9 protein-coding genes and 1 pseudogene are annotated in these 17770 nt (G+C 64.4%); 8 read left to right on the top strand and 2 right to left on the bottom strand.

Going from position 1 to position 17770, the window contains the following annotated elements; all coding sequences use genetic code 11:
* Positions 1-76 precede the first annotated feature (76 nt).
* The 5 genes from QW861_RS15895 to QW861_RS15875 are packed head-to-tail and all read left to right on the top strand — an operon-like array spanning position 77 to position 4419.
* A complete protein-coding gene (locus QW861_RS15895; protein ID WP_316193248.1) occupies positions 77-994 on the top strand; it encodes an AAA family ATPase in 918 nt (305 codons plus the stop codon).
* 2 nt (positions 995-996) lie between these two features.
* Positions 997-1467 (top strand): hypothetical protein, encoded by a 471-nt coding sequence (locus tag QW861_RS15890; protein ID WP_316193247.1) that lies wholly within the window; start codon positions 997-999, stop codon positions 1465-1467.
* Positions 1464-1970, top strand: a complete 507-nt coding sequence (locus tag QW861_RS15885) for an HORMA domain containing protein (RefSeq protein WP_316193246.1) — start codon at positions 1464-1466, stop codon at positions 1968-1970. Before QW861_RS15890 ends, QW861_RS15885 begins: the two co-directional genes overlap by 4 nt.
* Positions 1970-2869, top strand: a complete 900-nt coding sequence (locus tag QW861_RS15880) for a CBASS oligonucleotide cyclase (RefSeq protein ID WP_316193245.1) — start codon at positions 1970-1972, stop codon at positions 2867-2869. The genes QW861_RS15885 and QW861_RS15880 overlap by 1 nt, the downstream gene beginning before the upstream one ends.
* 32 nt (positions 2870-2901) lie before the next feature.
* Positions 2902-4419: an SAVED domain-containing protein gene (locus QW861_RS15875; RefSeq protein ID WP_316193244.1), complete on the top strand. Its 1518-nt coding sequence runs from the start codon at positions 2902-2904 to the stop codon at positions 4417-4419.
* A 356-nt stretch (positions 4420-4775) separates the two neighbouring features.
* Here the strand turns inward: QW861_RS15875 and QW861_RS15870 are convergent, their stop codons facing one another.
* Positions 4776-6191: a tyrosine-type recombinase/integrase gene (locus QW861_RS15870; protein ID WP_316193243.1), complete on the bottom strand. Its 1416-nt coding sequence runs from the start codon at positions 6189-6191 to the stop codon at positions 4776-4778.
* Positions 6192-6822: 631 nt separating this feature from the next.
* Positions 6823-7919 (bottom strand): annotated as a pseudogene (locus QW861_RS15865) (IS256 family transposase).
* An 814-nt stretch (positions 7920-8733) separates the two neighbouring features.
* On the opposite strand from QW861_RS15865, the gene QW861_RS15860 reads away from it, so the two are divergent.
* Genes QW861_RS15860 through QW861_RS15845 form a run of 3 tightly spaced genes read left to right on the top strand, consistent with a single transcriptional unit; the run spans position 8734 to position 17119 of the window.
* A complete protein-coding gene (locus QW861_RS15860) occupies positions 8734-10281 on the top strand; it encodes a ShlB/FhaC/HecB family hemolysin secretion/activation protein (RefSeq protein WP_316193242.1) in 1548 nt (515 codons plus the stop codon).
* Positions 10281-15572, top strand: coding sequence for a filamentous hemagglutinin N-terminal domain-containing protein (locus tag QW861_RS15850; protein ID WP_410052330.1), 5292 nt, complete (start codon positions 10281-10283; stop codon positions 15570-15572). The genes QW861_RS15860 and QW861_RS15850 overlap by 1 nt, the downstream gene beginning before the upstream one ends.
* Positions 15572-17119: a diguanylate cyclase gene (locus QW861_RS15845; RefSeq protein WP_315751856.1), complete on the top strand. Its 1548-nt coding sequence runs from the start codon at positions 15572-15574 to the stop codon at positions 17117-17119. Before QW861_RS15850 ends, QW861_RS15845 begins: the two co-directional genes overlap by 1 nt.
* Positions 17120-17770: the final 651 nt, after the last annotated feature.

Raw genomic sequence — 17770 nt, 5'->3', positions numbered from 1 at the left:
GACTAGCCCGTCAAGAGATGGCGACGTCAAACAAGAGGGAACACATGGCAATTTGCAGCCAAGGCCGGAGGCGCACATGACGGCGCCTCTCAAAGCAACTCCCAAGGAAATCGAATTGCCTAAGGGTATCCAGAAGATACTTCCCCTACCAAACGACCCGCTTGGCCTCCTTTGGGACTCGATCGTTCTTGACGCAGAAATCAAGGACAAGCTGACAGCCCAAGCCATCCTGAACTTCACGGTTCGCAAAAGTGTCTCGCGCAACGTCTTGCCCCTACACGGCGTCATTCTGCTCGTGGGGTCCCCCGGGACAGGCAAGACGTCGCTGGCCCGCGGCCTGGCGCACCGCGTCGCCAAGGTATTTCCCGGCGGCAAGTTTCGCCTGATCGAGGTCGAACCGCATCAGCTTGCGAGTTCTTCCCTCGGCAAAAGCCAGCGCGCGGTCACTGAGCTGTTCGGCCAGGCCATCGCCGAAGCCGCCGCTGAAGGACCGGTGGTGGTCCTGCTCGACGAAGTCGAGACGCTCGCTGTGGACCGCGTCAAGCTGAGCATGGACGCCAATCCCGTCGACGTGCACCGCGCCACAGACGCCGTGCTGGTCCAGCTCGACGCGCTCGCTGAGCGGTATCCGAATCTCCTGTTCGTCGCGACCAGCAACTTCCCGCGTGCGTTGGACGGCGCGTTCACCTCGCGTTGCGACCTCATCGTCGAGATCCCGCTGCCCGACAAGGAGGCCTGCGCGCGGATCCTCACCGACTGCCTGACCGGGATCGGCACGACCTATCCCGCCGTCGCCAGGCTCGTTACTGCGCACGGCTTCGCCGAATGCGCCGCCGCCTGCGTCGGGCTCGACGGCCGCGCCATCCGCAAAATGGTCGCGAGCGCGCTGGCGAGCGATCCGCAGACGGCGGCTCATCCGGAGAAGGTCACCCTCGCCCAGCTCCTTGCCGCGGCCAAGGCCGCCAGAGCGGCACGCTTGGCAACGGAGCGCTGATCATGAGCACCGTCCATCGTCGCACCTTCGCCGCCACGCCCGCCCGCGACGCGCTTTCGACCTGGAACGCGATCGTGGACGTGCTGGCGCCCGGCGCGTCGCATCCAGCCCGCAAGGATCTAACGGCCGTCGCCGGCATCGCTGCCAGTGTCATCTCCGACCGCTCGCCGAAAGACCACGCCATCGTGGCCACCTGTGACGGCCCCCGCACGCGCATCTACTGCCTGTTCGACGACGATGCGGTCGGCTCCGACGCCAACGAGGCCGCGCTCGGCTACGATCCGTTGAAGGGCGACTGGGCCGTGTCGCTGCCGTGCGACGCCGACGAACTTGATTGGGTGAAGCGGGCGCTGAAGAAGCACGGCGATAGGGTCACCGCGCGCGAACTCGACGCAGCGACCGCGGCCGACGAGGCAACCGAGGCGTCGGCCCAGCTTTCGCTAGTCCCCGACTTGAAAGGGCTGCTCGAATGACCGCCGTCGCTGTCAACGTCTACTCCCACACGCACTCGGTCACCTATGTGGCCGAGAACATCCTCAAGAGCATGAAAGACATTATCCGTCTCAGCGGTCTCGATCCGGCCGAGTTCGTCAACGACTGGGCTCTGCACATGCGCGGGATTGACGGCTGGCTCAGGTCGCAGGAGCTCGAGCTCGTCAAGCTCGACATTTATGACCCGCGCACTGGCGTGCTTCTGTTCCAGTGGAGAATCGAGATCTCATACGGCTGGACCGGTGGCGACGGAAGCTTCTGGACGGACACCGAGCAGCTGAAATACGCGATCCGCAAGGCGGGTCTGGCGCCAAGCGAGGCGAAGTACGACCTGCGTCTCAAACTGAAGCCAGGACACCGCGAGATCGAGGGCTGGGGCACGGGAGCAGCGCGCTCTACCGACGGCATGGTCCGCCAGAGCCTCGGCACGACCATCGGCCACGGCACCCTCAGCGGCAGCACGTCCTATCTTCGGAGACCCTGATGCTGACCACGAACGAAGCCTTCCGCAAGTTCAAGAGCGAGCTCGAGCTGAACCAGCGCGAGGAGGACAACGCCCGATCGCGCGAGAAGGAAGTGCGCGCATACCTCGACACCAAGTTCTCGATCGTCAACGACTTCCTCACCGGCTCCTACGCGCGGTGGACCAAGACGAAGCCGCTCAAAGACGTCGACATCTTCTTTGTGCTGAATCCGAATAAGCACGATTACCAGTCCAAGACGCCTTCGGTGGTGTTGGACCACTTCCACGACGCCCTGGTCGGGAAGTACGGCGCCAACGCGGTCAAGAAGCAGGGGCGATCGATCAACATCGACTTCGGCGTGCACGTCGATTCCGACGACAACACCGATTACCGGATCATGAGCGTGGACGCGGTGCCAGCCTTCGTCGCGGGCGACGACTACGAGATTCCGGACAAGGATCTTGACGAATGGATCAAGACCAATCCCAAGAAGCACGCCGAAAAAGCGACGGCCGCGCACCAGGCCTATTCCAGCGAGTGGAAGGGTCTCGTGCGAATGGTCAAGTACTGGAACAACAATTCGAAGCATGGCGAGAAGCCGATCAAGCCGTCGTTCCTCATCGAGGTCATGGCGCTGGAGGTGCTTTACGGAGGCTTCGGCGGCAGTTTCGACCGTGAGATCCAGGGCTTCTTCGCGACGCTCGGCGATCGGATCTTCGATACCTGGCCGGATCCGGCGGGATTGGGGCCGCCGATCAGCGACAGCATGGATCAGGCGCGCAAGCAGCGTGCGCAGGGCCTGCTGCGCGCGGCCGAGCAGGAGGCGGCCTACGCAATCGATCTCGCCCGCAAGGGCCGCCAGGGCGACTCGCTAAAGGCGTGGCGCGTGTTGTTCGGCCAGAAGTTTCCGATTTCGTGAGGCGCCGATGTGCAACCTGACGGGAGCGGAACGTGGCTGACGCGGTGATACCGAGATGGCACGGCGACAACTATCAGGCCCGCGTGTTCTGGGAGAACGCGCTCAACCTGCTCGACGACGGCGCGTCGTGCATCGTGGAGGTGTCATTCGAAGCCGACGGTCCGAAAGCCTTCGACGACGTCGTGGTCCGCTACGATCCCGCGGTAGTGCGATCCGGGCCGGAGCGCGTCACGGCGGACTATCATCAGGTGAAGTGGCACGTCGAGTACGGTGGCCGCTTCGGTTATGCCGACCTCGTCGAGCCCGAGTTCATCGGCGCCAAAACGTCATCCATCCTCCAGCGTCTTAAGGAGGCGCGGCAGAACGCAGGCACCGGCGCCTGCTTCTCTTTTATCACCACGTACCGCGTTAAGGACGGCGATCCGCTCGCCGACCTGATCTCCGGCAACGACAGATCGCTACTGGTCGAGAGGTTGTTCGACGGCACCAAAACCGACGGCAGCAGAATGGGCGCGGTCCGCAAGCTGTGGCGCGAGCATCTCGGTCTCTCCGACAACGAGGACTTGCGCGAAAATCTCACCAATTTCCGCATCTTCGACGGACATCGCTCGCTCGATGAACTCAAAGAATCGATCGTCTTGCGCGCCAAGACGGTCGGGGTCCTGACCACCTTGCCGACCAGTTCCGACTTCCGGCTTGACGAACTCGCCCGCGCGCTAAAAAAGCGCGGCCTTAACTCGTTCACCCGCGAGACCTTCAGGCAGCTGTGCAAGGATGAGTCGATCCTCGCCGAGATCGCGGTCGCGGCGGATCCATACCTGCCCGTGGCTGTCCGCTCGTTCCTGGGCCCGGCATCTGACATCGTGGGCGCGACTCCCGAGAATACGCTGATGCTGACCGGTTCCTTCAAGCAGCGATATCTCCGCGACGACCTCGAATGGCAGCGCGACGTCCGCCCCCGGGTCGAAGATTTCCTGCGCGCGAAGGTCGTGCAAAGCCCGATGCTGCGTCTTATATTGGACGCGCACGCTTCGGTCGCGTTCGTGGCCGGCGCGGTGCTGGACGTCAAATCCGGTGTCTCCATCGAACTGGTGCAGAAAGGCAGGATCGGCTCCCGCGTGTGGCGGGCGGACGACGGCTCGGAAATCGGGGCGCCGGTGTTCGATGTCGCGGAGCATGTACTGGGCGACGGGCCGGAGATCGCCGTCGCCATCAGCGTCGCCCAGTCCGCCGAAGCCGCCGTTCGCGCCTACTGCAAGGCGTCGCTGTCTAACGTTGGCCGCCTGGTGGTCTTCGCGCTCGGGCCGAGCCAGCGCGTCGTACTCGGCGGCGGACACGCGGCGGCCCTTGCGGAAGCGGTCGCCAATCACCTACGCGCCATGAAGGACAACGACATCGACCTCGTAACGCACGTATTTGCGGCTGCGCCGAACGCATTGCTGTTCTACCTCGGCCAGCAGCAACAAGCGATCTCGCCCTGCGTGGTTTACGAGTACGATTTCGATAGACGCGGCAACAAGACCTATCAGCCTTCCATGATCATGGACTGATCGCGATGAACTGCATGCACACATCACGGAACGAGCCATGTTCCTAGCAGGGTCGGTCGCACTTTATGAACATGCTATGTAGAAATTTCTTCGATTGATCGAAAGGCTGGTCCATTGCGCAAATCTCGGCCTCGTCATCAGAAATTTTTCTAGCGCATCGCGATCGCCTGGATCGTGACCGTCGTACTGGGCCAAGCGCAGAAGCGTCGACCCTAGCTAGCTTCAGACGTCTGGTGACGGCGACCGATCCGAAAGAATCGGCGCCCGATCAGTGAGCCTATCCACCTTCGTCCGATCGTAGACGGCTCGCAGGGCCAAGGCTCTATCGCGCTCGGACCGATTCGTACGTCCGTCCCTCAGATTGGTACTCGAAGTGGTTGCGCTGGTTTTTTGCTCATCGCGGTCCATTGGACTTGAGCCGCAAGTGAGCTCATATCTTCGGCTTCCGTCGGACCGCCACCGACTGCCTTCCTAAGAAAGTGAGCCAAGGCGGCCTTACGCGAGTCCCGATCAAGCGCGTAGACCGTTTGCTTGAATTTCACCCCGTCGAGTAGTCCTTTGATGTAGCCCGAAACTGTATCGGCGGCCATGATGAGCGCGGTGTCGAGTGTATGGATGTACTTGCTGGTGACGGAACCCTTCGAATGGCCAACCAGTGCTGCGATCGTAACCTCGGTAAAGCCGAGATCGTTCGCGATGCTAGCAAAACTGTGGCGCAGCACGTGAGGCGTGAAGTTTGGAAGCGACGATTTGCTGAACAACTGTTCCCAGTGGTTTGGAAAGCTGCCGAATGCGTTATCGTCGCCGTACCCCGGGAAAACATAAGAACCGATTTTCTTTCTCTTTCGGGCGTCCATGAATTCCACCACAGGAAGCCCAATCGGTCGAATTGAGGCACCCTCCTTGCTGTCCGCTAGACGCAGACAGCTCGACTCGGTATCCACTTCGGACCACCTTAGGCCAATGATTTCACCGCGACGGCAGCCCGTCAGCGCGATCTGGCGAATGATGTCGACCGTTATGGCGTACTTTTCGTCCTTTGCTGCTTCCTCCAGCATCTCGCCCAGCGTCCGGTACTCGGCCTCCGTGAGCCGACGATTGCGGACATTGTCCTTCGGCTTGCGAATGCCGTGGGCTGGATTGTGCTCGATGATCCCGGCCTCGACCGCATAAGTGAGAATGCCTCCGAGGAGACCGACGGTTCGCGTTGCCGTGCCGACGCCGCCACGGACATTGGCTCTGCCACGGAGCTTCTTGGTCTTGACGCTGGCACGGGTCTTCCCTGCCATGATGTCCTTCAGGACCTTGTTGACGTCTGCTTTGACGAGATCCTTGACCCGACGCGTGCCAATCAACGGAATGATGTGGCGATTGATGCGCCCAGTGTCAGTCACCAACGTTGTCGACTTCTTCGGGCGTCCGCCCTTGCCTAGAATAAGGCCCGCTTCAAAGTCTTTGAGATAGAGTTCGCAGAGTTCCTTGACCGTGACCGCCTTGTGATCGAGCTGCCGCTCCTCGGCCGGGTTGTCACCTTGTGCCACCCGCCCCAGCTGAATTTTGGCTTCCTTACGGGCAAGCTCCGGCGTCCAAACACCGTGAACACCGATGCTATAGCGGCGAGAGCGGCCGGCTGAACGGTATTGTATCAGGTAACTGCGTTTGCCCGATTTGAAGACGCGCAGGCCAAAGCCAGGCAGTTCGTCATCCCAGATGACGTAGTCCGTGCTTTGAGGTGCGGCGCCTTCGACAACGCGTTTACTGAGCTTAGGCATGGATTTTCTCTCCTCCGAAGCCCGTCTCCCGCGTAAGCACCACGTAAGCACTCGGAGGAAAACCGGAGCGTTTCGCAGGATACGGCCGGCGGAGGATCATTCCAGATTCGATAATGATTATAGAGGGATATCGTAGCATTGGATGTCCTGGCGTTTTCTCGCGCAGCACAACTTAAAATGCTCCGAAGGCAAAGGTCACACGTTCGAATCGTGTCGGGTGCGCCAGTCCTGGCTTGGTCCCGTGACGCGGTTGGACAGCCTGCTGGCTTTTGCCTCGCCTGCGCATCGGTCCGCAGCGCATTCTCTCCCGGCCCTGCTCAATATCCCCGGCGAGCATTCTGATCGTCGCGTGCCATTATCGCAGCAGCCCTAGCTAGCTGGTCCAATCGGGTTGCTGGTATGAGGACGACCTCGCCGAAGCGGTGCGTTCCTATTTTCCGGTTACGCACAACGTTGCCGATGGCGCGGGTGGCGCTCCGCTTGCCGGGCTTTTGCAAGAGCGCGCCCGCTTGGCCGGAAAGAAGGTCGGGGTGATTTTGTCGGGCGGCAATATCGACGCGTCGGGATCGTGTCCCATTGCGTGGTGTAGCTAGCGGTGGGGCAGCGCGTTCGCCGGGGAGAGCTGGGCAGGTCAGCTGGCGATCGCCGGAAGGCTGACGGTGGGATCATCGCTCAACGGCGCGATTGTTTCCAGTGTCATGTAGCGGGCGCGCTGGACGGCCCATTCATCGTTTTGCTCAAGCAGGATCGCGCTGATGAGGCGGACGATGGCGTCTTCATTGGGGAAGATGCCGACAACCTCGGTCCGGCGCTTCATCTCGCCGTTGAGGCGCTCGATCGGATTGGTCGAGTGCAGCTTGGTCCGGTGCTGCGGTGGGAACGTCATATAGGCCAGCACATCGGTCTCGACCTCGTCGAGGAAGCAGCAAGCTTAGGCAGTTTGGGGCGGAGTTGATCGGCGACCTTCCGCCACTGCGCTTGTGCAGCCCCGGCATCGTCCTGGGCAAAGGCGGTGGCGATGAAGGCGGAGACCACGCGCCGGCCGCTCTTGCCGGCATGCGCCAGCGCGTTGCGCATGAAGTGCACGCAGCACCGCTGCCAGCTGGCGTTGAGCACCTTGGCGACGGTGGCCTTGATACCTTCATGGGCGTCGGACACGACCAGCTTGACACCGCGCAGGCCGCGGCGGGCGAGCTTGCGCAGGAAAGCGGTCCAGAACGTCTCGGCTTCAAAGGGACCGATGTCCATCCCGAGCACCTCGCGTCGGCCATCGCTATTGACGCCGACCGCAACAATCACCGCGACCGACACGATGCGCCCGTTCTGACGCACCTTCACGTAGGTGGCGTCGATCCACAGATACGGCCAGTCGCCTTCGATCCGACGGGCGAGGAACGCCTTCACCTTGTCGTCGATCTCCGCGCAGAGCCGGCTCACTTGGCTCTTCGAAATACCGGTCATGCCCATGGCCTGCACCAGATCGTCCACCGAACGGGTCGAGACGCCCTGCACATAGGCTTCCTGAACCACGGCGGTGAGCGCCTTCTCGGCCATCCGGCGCGGCTCCAGGAAGCCGGGGAAGTAGGAGCCCTTGCGCAGCTTGGGGATGCGAAGCTCGACCGTGCCGGCACGAGTCTCCCAGGTCCGGTCGCGATAGCCGTTGCGCTGGGCCAGGCGCTCGGGGGTCTTATCCACGAGCGTGCGCAGGTTCATCATTTCGTCGGTCATCGGTGGTTCCTCGGTTGCGTTGGCGTGTCGCAACCCGATCCTACCGGAGAACTGCCGGTGACCACCGCAAAGCCGCCCGCCCGCTACGGCGCTATCGGAGGCGCGCGTCCGAGCGGCTTTGCTCTACCGAGCTACACCACCACCGGGGACACGACCACGCGCCCCAGCCCATCGCTCAATCGCCGGGTGGTCAAATATGGCATAATGGTCAATCAAACTGCACTTTAGTGAGGCTTACATCTGCGGATTGTTCGCGGCGCCTAACGCCGGTCTCGGCCAGGGCGCCGGCGTCCTGCGAGACGCTCAGCACCCTGCCGTAGACAAGGCCGTAATGGGTGAAGTTGAAGGTGTCGATCTTTATCTCGGCCGCCTCGCCGAAATTGACGAAGCCGAAGTCCCAATGAGATCATGGCTGCGGAATAGCCGTGCGTCTCATGGAGCGTGTACCTGTCGGCGAGGAGGACGGCTTGGCGCTGGCTGGCTCATGATCGCTCCGTGGAATTACTGGCTGGCCCCGCAGAGAGCTCCACTTCAACGTCCCATTAAGCATGAAGCGCTTAGGTCGTTGGGCTGAAAGAAGTGCGCGCGCCTCGGACAACACCGTTGGCTCGCGGAGTGACATGAGTCGAAGCGGCATATGGCGAAGCCTGTCAGCTCCCTTCTATGTGCCGCAGCCAGTATCGGGGCGCTGATGTACTCCTCGTCCGCGCTATCCCAGATCGCAGCTCCCAGTCAGGTGACTCCGCCGAGCCTGCGACCTCAATTCCCGGCGGGCGAGCAGCCGTTGCGACTACCGGGGCCGCTGGAAACGGCCGTGCCGCCCGGCAACGCAGCCATGGCCGTCGTGGTCGGCGAGGCGCAGCTCGATGGCGCGTTTCCCGAGCTTCGCACGCTCACCGACCCCCTGATCGCTCGCGTCAAGGGCCAACGTGTCAGCGTTGCCCAGATCTATGCGCTCGCGACCAACCTCGAAGGCCTCTATTCGCGCGCCGGCTATCCGCTGGTGCGGGTCAGCGTGCCGCCGCAACAGCTGGTCGACGGCGGGACACTTCGCCTTGTTGTCATCGACGGCTTCATCGAAGCGATCGACGTCAATACGCTTCCTGAGCGCGTGCGAAACGTGGTCGCCGGCCGGACCAACTTGCTGCTGGGGCGGCCGCATCTCACGACCGAACAGATCGAGCGTGCGCTGCTGATCGCGGGCGACGTTCCCGGCTTGAGGCTGCGCAGCACCCTGGTGCGCGGCACGCGCGAAGGCGGGGTACGGCTCGTGCTCGAGGGCGAGCATCGGCTGATCTCGGGCTCGGCCGGAGCCGACGATCGCCTGTCGCGTTCGCTCGACACTTGGCAGCTGCGCGGCACGCTGGCGCTCAACAGCGCGCTCGGCGCTGGCGAGCAGATCTACGGCACGGCCGGACTCAGCACGGATTTGCGTGCGGCCTCGGCAGGCGACGCGCCGGTCTCGCTCTACGGCGGCGGGGCCGTCGTGCCGATCGGAGCGGACGGCATCACGGTCAATCCGGAATACACGCATTCGCGGACGGTCACGAAGCAGACGCCCGGCGCCCCCGCTTCGCTCGGCAGCTTCGACCGGTTCGCGCTACGCCTGCGCGGGCCGATCGAGCTGTCGCGAAAGGCGTCGCTCTACGCCAACCTCGCCGTCGAGGATGTCGAGCAGCAGATCTCGGCGCCGGATTTCGGGGTGGCGCTCAGCCACGATCATTACCGCGTGCTTCGCGGCGGCATCGACTACGCCACGACGTTGCCGTCGCAGGCAGGGCTGCAGCTCGGAGCGCAGCTCTCGAAGGGGCTCGGCGGACGCAATGCCGAGGACGCGATCACCTCGCGCGTGCCGTTGTCGCGGATCGGCGCGACGCCCGACTTCGTCAAGCTTGCGGCCACCGCGCGCCTGTCGCAACCTTTGCCCGCCGGCTTCCGCTTCGATGTCATCGGCACCAGCCAGATCACCGGCGGCAAGGCCATGCTGCGCTCCGAGCAGCTGTCGCTCGACGGAAGCGACGCGCTGTCTGCCTTCGCGTCCGGCACGTTGAATGCCGATGAGGGCTTCACCTTGCGCGGAGAGCTGGCCTACCCGTTCGTGTTCAATGCGTTCGGCACGGGGGCCGCCGCATCGCCCTATCTGTTTGCAGCCGGCGGCCGGGGCTGGATCGCGAGTCCCTCGGCCGTCGAACAAGCCGCCCTCAACGCGGGAGCCGTGGGGACCGGCGTCCGCAGCAGCGTCAGCATTCCCGGCAGCTCCGCCGATGCGAGCCTTGCAGTCGAGATCGCGCGCGGCTTCACCGACGTCAGCGGCGTGCGGCAGGGCTGGCGGGCCAATGTCCTGGGCACGGTGAGCTTCTGATGCGCGCGTTCGACCACGCACGAAACGCGCGAGCGGCGAGCGGATGGCGCAGACGCGCTGCCCTCTTGCTCGGCTGCACCTCTCTGCTCGCCATATCATCGCGCGCGCTGGCGCAGGCCGGTCTGCCGCAGGGCGGCAGCGTCGTGTCAGGTCAGGCCACGATCGGCGCGCCGGCGGGCAATACCCTCACGATCAACCAGACATCCTCCAGGGCGATCGTCGACTGGAACAGCTTCTCTGTCAGTGCCGGAAACAGCGTCAACTTCGTCCAGCCGAACTCGAGCGCAGCCATCCTCAATCGGGTCACGGGGACGACGACCTCGACCATTGCCGGCCAGGTCAGCGCAAACGGGCAGGTGTTCCTGGTCAATCCCAACGGCATCGCAATCACGCCAACTGGGTCGGTGCAGGTTGGCGGCGGCTTCGTGGCCTCGACGCTCGACATCGGCAATGCCGATTTCAACGCCGGCCGCCTGATCTTCACCGGCAAGGGCGCTTCGGCCGCCGTCAGCAATGCCGGCGCGATTTCCGGCGCGAGCGGTGCATTTGTCGGGCTGATCGGCGGGACCGTGTCCAACAGCGGCACGATCACCGTGCCGCTCGGCCGCGTCGGGCTCGGCGCCGGAGAGGCGATCACGCTCAATCCGACAGGCGACGGCTTCCTGCAGGTCGCGCTTCCCACCAAGTCCACCACCGCCGATGGCAAGGCGATCATCGACATCGCCGGCAGGATCAAGGCGGCGGGCGGCGCGATCGAGATCAAGGCGGCGGCGGCCCAGCAGGCCGTGCGCGACGTGGTCAACGTGTCCGGCGTGCTCAGCGCCCGCTCGCTGTCGGGCCGCTCCGGCCGCATCGTGCTCGGCGGCGGAAGCGGCGCGGTGACCATATCAGGACGGCTTGCGGCCAATGGCGGCCGCAGCAATGCCGGCGGCACCATCGTGGTGACCGGGAAGAAGGTTGCGCTGACCGCGACCGCGAAGGTGAGCGCCGACGGCAAGAGCGGCGGCAAGGTGCTGATCGGCGGCGATATGCGCGGCGACCGGGATCCGTCCGCGAAGCTGGTCGCCGATGACGTGCCGACGGCCGAGACCACTTCGGTCGCGCAGGGCGCGACCATCTCGGCGAAAGGCAGTGCCGGCGATGGCGGCAAGGTCGTGCTGTGGTCGGAGCAGACGACCGACTTCCGCGGCAGCGTCGTTGCGACCGGCGCTGATGGCGGCAATGGCGGCGGCGCCGAGGTCTCGAGCCACGGCCTGCTGGACTTCCGCGGCAGTGTCGACCTGACCGCCACGGGCGGCAAGACCGGCACGCTGCTGCTCGACCCCTATGACGTGACCATCTCGACCGCGGCCGATAGCAACATGTCGAGCAGCGGCAACACCTACTCGCCGACCGGCAACAGCTCGGTGCTGTCGGTCGCCACGCTGCAAGGCGCGCTGGCGACGGCAAATGTCACCGTCGACACCGGAAGCGGCGGGTCACAGAGCGGCGACATCACCGTGGCGAACGCCGTGACCTGGGCCAGCGGCCACTCGCTGACGTTGAACGCCGCGCGTGACGTCAACGTCAATGCGGGCATCAGCACCAGCGGCGGCGGGACATTCTCGGTGTCGGCCGGCCGCGACGTGAATGTCAGCAGCAGCATCACGGCCACCGGCGGAGCCCTCAACGTCAATCTGGCTGCGTCCGGAAGCTCGGGCTCGCTCGTTATCAACGGCGCAACCATCGACACGAATGGCGGCGCGCTGACCGGGTCCGCAGTTCAGGCGGGGAGCAACGCGGCTGTCTGGCTGGCCAATAGCACCCTCAACGTCGGCGCTCTGACGCTCACGGGCACCTCGGCCTCCGGCAACGGGGTCGTATTCGCCGGATCGAACGCCATCACCAACACCGGCGGCGGCACGTTGAGCATCAGCGGAAGCAGCCCCACGTTGCCGGCGTTCGTGTTGCAGGCCGGTGCGAGTCTGGATACCGCCGGCGCAGTCAGCATCACCGGAACGTCGAACAGCAGTGTCGGCGTCTATCTGCTGGGCAACAACACCATCACCGATCATTCCGGCGGTCTGACCCTGAGCGGGACGACGTCATCCAACGTCGGATTCTCGATCAACAGTGGCAACAACACCTTCACCAACTCTGGTGGCGGCACGCTCGCGCTGAACGGCACGGTCACGACCTCATCCGGATCCCAGGGCATCGCATTTAACTCAGGCGTGGGCCTGACCACGTCGGGCACGGTCACGCTCACCGGCACATCGATCACCTCCAACGGTGTCGAATTCCAAGGCTCGAACCTCGTCACCAACACTGCCGGAAACCTTACCGTCAGCGGAGCCAGTACCACCGGCATCGGCGTCTTCTTTACCGCCACACCAACAACGCTGACCAATTCCGGGACGGGAGCTCTTTCGATCTCAGGCAGTTCGGCTGCGGGCGCGGGAGGGGGATTTGGCGCGGCCATCAATTCCGACCTGACGACGTCGGGCAACATCTCGATCTCCGGCACCGACACCGGCACCTCCTACGGCCTGTACCTGAACGGCTCCGCGATCACCAGCAACTCGGGCAATCTCACGCTGAGCGGCTCCTCGACGGGTTCGAATGGCGTCTGGGATCAGGGCAACGGCACCTTGGCGCTGACCAACGCGGGGACCGGCACATTCCAGCTGATCGGCAGCACACCCAGCGCCAGTCGTGGCATCCGCTTCAATACCGGCAGCAATCTGACCACCCTGGGCTCCGTCTCACTGAACGGGTCGTCGGGAAGCGGTGAAGGCCTGTCGTTCAAAGGCAGCAACATCGTCACGATTCTGAACGGCACGCCGAGCTTTGCAGGCAGCTCGACCTCCGGCAGCGGCGTCTTCTTCCAGGGCGCCACGACCATCGATAACCAGGGGACCGGCACGGCGACGTTCTCGGGCACGTCAAACAGCGGCTTTGGCGTGAACTTCACCGGGACGAACACTGTGTCCGGCAACGTATCGTTCGCGGGCATCTCGACGGCGAGCGACGGCGTCAGCTTTGGATCAGCCTCGAGCCTCGCCGTAACGGGCGGGAACGTCGCCGTCAGCGGCATCTCCACCGCCACGAGCGGGTCGGGCTCGACGGTCGGCACTTACTTCTCCGGTGCGACGGTCAGTAACTCGGGCAGCGGATCGCTGACCATCACTGGAACCTCCAACGACACGGGGCCGACGAACAGCGGGAGCGCCGGCGTGCTCTTTGCCGGCACCGACGCCATCAGCAATTCCGGCGCTGGCACGCTGGCCATTTCGGGATTCAATCCGTCCGGCTACGGACTCCAGTTCCGGAATTTCTCTGCTGTAACTACATCTGGCACCATGTCGCTGGCTGGAACGTCGAGCACGGGTTATGGCGTGTTGGCATCGCTCGCCAGCTTCACCGCAACGGGAAGTGTGACGCTGACCGGCACCTCGAACAGCAATGTCGGCATGGTCGCCAACGGAGGCAACACGCTGACCGCGACGAGCGGCGCTTTGATCCTGCAAGGCACTTCGGTGTCCGCTGATGGCCTGCAACTGCGCGGGACGCTCGCCACCAGCGGCTCGGGGCTTGTGTCGATCAGCGGAACGAGTAGCGGCGGAAGCGGCGTCGCGGTCAACGCCAATGTGACCTCCTCCGGCACCACGTCGATCTCAGGCAGCTCGACCAGCGGCAACGGCATCTATTTGCGGGGCAGCACCACGATCGACAATCTGAGCGGAACCGCCGTGACGTTCGCCGGCACGAGCACCAGCGGGGCCGGAGTGACGATCGATCAAGGCAGCACGCTCACGACCTCAGGCGACCTGCAGCTGAGGGGGACGAGCAGCACCGCATCCGGCCTCGTCGCCAGCGGTAGCAACGCCATTACGGCCAACTCGGGCGCGGTCACCCTTGCAGGCAGCACCTCGTCCGCCTCGGCTGTCGGAATCGACACGTCTGCAGCCGGGGTTGCGATCACCAACAACGGCACCGGCACCCTCATCCTCGACGGTCGCGGCGGCGACCGGCTCGGCGCCACGATCACCTCAGGCGCGGCGCCGGTGGTGATCAGTGACACTGGTGCGGTGAGCCAGATCGGCGGCGCCATCGCTGCTACGGCGCTGCGGCTGTCGGGCGGAACGAGCTACGTGCTTGGCGCCAACAACACTGTCGGCACGCTTGCCGCCAGCGGCATCGGCGCGCTCACCTTCAACAACGCACAGAGTTTGACCATCGGTGCGGTACAGGGGATCAGCGGAATCAGCGCCAACGCCAACGCGACGATCCTCTCGGCCGGCGACCTGACGATCGCAAGCGGCAGCGCGGTGGTCGCCGCAAGCCCGGTCCTATCGGCAGCTCGTGCCTTCATCAACAATGCCGGCAGCGGCGCGGTGAGCGCGACGTCCGGCCGCTGGCTGATCTATTCGGCCGCACCCGGCGCCGACAGTTTCGGCGGATTGGACAGCGGCAATCCTGCGATCTGGAACGCGACCTACCAGTCGGTGCCGCCGGGGAGCGTGAGTGCGCCGGGCAATCGTTACCTGTTTGCGGCTGCCGCGCCCGGGACGGCCGGCAATGGCTCATCGTCCGCGAACACGGATCTCATTCCGGCCCCATCGACGCCCGCTCTGATTCCCCCCTCGCCGTCCTCCACGCCCGATTCCGGCGTCTTGAACGGCTTTGGAGCCGCAGCTGAGTCAGTGAACAATGGAAGGACCAGCGGCGGTGCTGGAGGTGGCCATGGCGGCTTGGGCGGTGCGGCCTCTGCCTCGAGCGCTTCCCAGGGTTCGGCAGGCCAAGGCCCTGCAGCCGGCCCGGCAAAGTCCGCAGCCGAGCATGCCGCTGCGGCTCCGCCGGCCGCCGCACCCGTGCCGCCGCCGAGCCAACCCGCCCAAGCTGCCCCCGAGCCACCGATCTTATCCGCGCCGCCCACCACGATCGCGCCTGCGCCAGCCGGAAGCATGGTCGATCTTGCGCTGTCGCGCCTCAATCGCGAAGCGCTCGCGACCACCATTGCCGAGGAAATTTCGCGTGTGGCCCGCTCCGCCGCGAGGTCATTGAGGGCCGCCGAATTCACCATTGCGGCCGCAAGCTCGGTCCTGACCGTCGGCTTCATCGCTTGGCTGCTGCGCGGCGGGACGCTGCTCGCCGCGTTCCTGGCCTCGGTCCCGCTGTGGCGCGGCTTCGATCCTTTGATGGTGGTGCTGCGGCCGCGGAGGACGGAAAGGACCCGCGCCACATCCGAGGTTGATGCGATGTTCGAGGGCGGCCAGGGAGCCGGTCGATCGCTCGCGGACATCACGTGATGAAGCGATGGCTGTCCCCCAAACTCCAGCTCAGCCTCGGTCTGGTATCCTTGACCGTCAGCCTAATTCTCGTCGCCGCCTCGCTTGGCTTGCTGCCAAACGAGGAGAGAGCCGAGCTGGAGCAGCGCGGCGTCACCGCAACCGCGCTGGCGGTGCAACTCGCCGTCCTCGCCAGCCGCAATGACACGGCCGCGATCAAGGACACGATCGACGTCGTGGTCAGCCGCAGCCCAGCCATCCTCTCCATTGCCATCCGCGACGCGCATGGCAATATCCTCGCCGGATCCGATCGCCACCTGACCCACTGGCGCGAGCTGCCCGACGGCAAGTCGACCGCGACGCATATCCAGGTGCCGCTGTTCAATGATGACACGCCTGCCGGTCGGATCGAGATCGCCTTCAGGCCGCTCACCAGCGGAGCGAACCCGCTCAATCTGGGGCCGGCCCTGTTCGCGTTCGTGGGATTCATGGCGGTTACGGGCTTTGCCGGCTTCTACCTGGTGCTTGGCCGCGCCCTGCGCGAGCTCGATCCGAGTCGCACGATTCCGAAGCGGATCGAGGCGGCGTTCGATACCCTCGCTGAGGGCGTGCTGATCATTGACGACGACGAGCGCGTGCTGCTCGCAAACCGGGCCTTCAAACACAACGTTCTGACCGGTGGCGAACTTGAGCTCGGCTCTCCGGCCAGCGGATTGCCGTGGCTTTCGTCGGTGGCGGCTCCGGTTGCGCCAAGCGATCTGCCGTGGCGTGTCGCCCTGGAACATGAGCATCCGGTGCTCGGCGCGGAGCTGAGCATTCGCGATGCCGGCGGCGGCATGCACCGGCTCGTCGTCAACGCGACGCGCATCCTCGACGGCAGCGGGACGGCACGCGGCGCCATCGTCACGTTCACCGACGTGACGGCCTTGCATGAAACCAATATGCGGCTGAGCGCCTCGGTCGAGGAGCTGCGCAAGGCACAGCGGCATATCTCCGATCAGAATCTCGAGTTGCAATATCTTGCCTCGCGCGACCCTCTGACCGGCTGTCTCAACCGTCGCACCTTTTTCGAACAGGCGGAAGCACTGCTGACCGAAGCAATCCGCACTCGGCGTCCGTTTGTCTTCATGATGGTCGACGCCGACCACTTTAAGCGGATCAACGATCGGTTCGGCCATGCCTTCGGCGACAAGGTGCTGGTCGGGCTCTCCGACCAGTTGCAGACATTCTGCGGCGCGCCGCATCTGGTCGGCCGTTACGGCGGTGAAGAGTTTTGCGTCGCGCTGATCGGCCTGAGCAAGACCTCGGCCGAACACGTGGCCGAGCAGGTGAGACGGTCGGTGTCGAACGTCGGGACTTGGCTGCCGGGCAGCGAACGCGTGACCGTCAGCATCGGGCTCGCGCCTCTCGACGATCCGCGCGACAAGCTCCTCGATCTGGTCAACCGCGCAGACAAGGCGCTTTACGCAGCCAAGACGGCGGGCCGAAATCGCGTGGTCGTGGAACGCACTAAGGATGCGGCGCCCACGTCGTGCGAGAGCGGCTTCCCGGGCCGGTTGGCGCTGTGATCCCTAACGAACGACGCAGGCGGTCGGCCTTAGATGCCCTACCGTATCGGGGCGGACGCCGTCGCAGCGCTCGGCCAGCGGGCTCGCCGGACGACGGAATGCCAGCAATGGGTGATACGCAAGCCCTCGCGATCGCCGGTTCGTAGGTCGTGGGCCATGCTGCGCTCATCGGTACCCTTGATGGTGGTGACGCTCGGCGAAACGCCGACGCAGCGGGTCGGCATGGTCGACACCTCAACGACCCGATTTGCGAAATCAAGGTCGTCTTGGATGTTGCACGACGAGCAGTGACCGATGATCGTTCAGATCAAAGCGCTGGTTCTCAAAGAGCCGGGCCCGTCATGGATTAGGACGTTCCGGGATAACGTTCCCGTCCCGATACTACTTTCACATCCCGAGCGCACCAAGCAGGCGCGGCGGGGTCGCCGAAGAATATGCGAGCATGAGCGAGAACTGCAGCGCAAGCTTCGTCGTAAGGCGGACTGAGGTTGCCTCGACTGAAGGACCCTTGCGCCGGAGAGCTCCGTGCAAGCCTACGCCGCGCTTGCCACAACGACTCTCGGTCGAAGGAGCCGACGTAGTTAGTTCGGGTGGAGTTCTTGTAAGATGGCGTTACAGGGTCGTTGGTCAACATTGAACGGCACCAAGTTA

Origin of the sequence: Bradyrhizobium sp. SZCCHNRI1029 (genome assembly GCF_032487555.1) — a bacterium.
Taxonomy (GTDB): Bacteria; Pseudomonadota; Alphaproteobacteria; order Rhizobiales; family Xanthobacteraceae; genus Bradyrhizobium.
This window is presented reverse-complemented; position numbering and strand designations above follow the sequence as displayed.

Coding starts and splice junctions, on each gene's coding strand:
- QW861_RS15895 (WP_316193248.1), top strand. CDS start 77: ATGACGGCGCCTCTCAAAGCAACTCCCAAGGAAATCGAATTGCCTAAG.
- QW861_RS15890 (WP_316193247.1), top strand. CDS start 997: ATGAGCACCGTCCATCGTCGCACCTTCGCCGCCACGCCCGCCCGCGAC.
- QW861_RS15885 (WP_316193246.1), top strand. CDS start 1,464: ATGACCGCCGTCGCTGTCAACGTCTACTCCCACACGCACTCGGTCACC.
- QW861_RS15880 (WP_316193245.1), top strand. CDS start 1,970: ATGCTGACCACGAACGAAGCCTTCCGCAAGTTCAAGAGCGAGCTCGAG.
- QW861_RS15870 (WP_316193243.1), bottom strand. CDS start 6,191: ATGCCTAAGCTCAGTAAACGCGTTGTCGAAGGCGCCGCACCTCAAAGC.
- QW861_RS15850 (WP_410052330.1), top strand. CDS start 10,281: ATGCGCGCGTTCGACCACGCACGAAACGCGCGAGCGGCGAGCGGATGG.
- QW861_RS15845 (WP_315751856.1), top strand. CDS start 15,572: ATGAAGCGATGGCTGTCCCCCAAACTCCAGCTCAGCCTCGGTCTGGTA.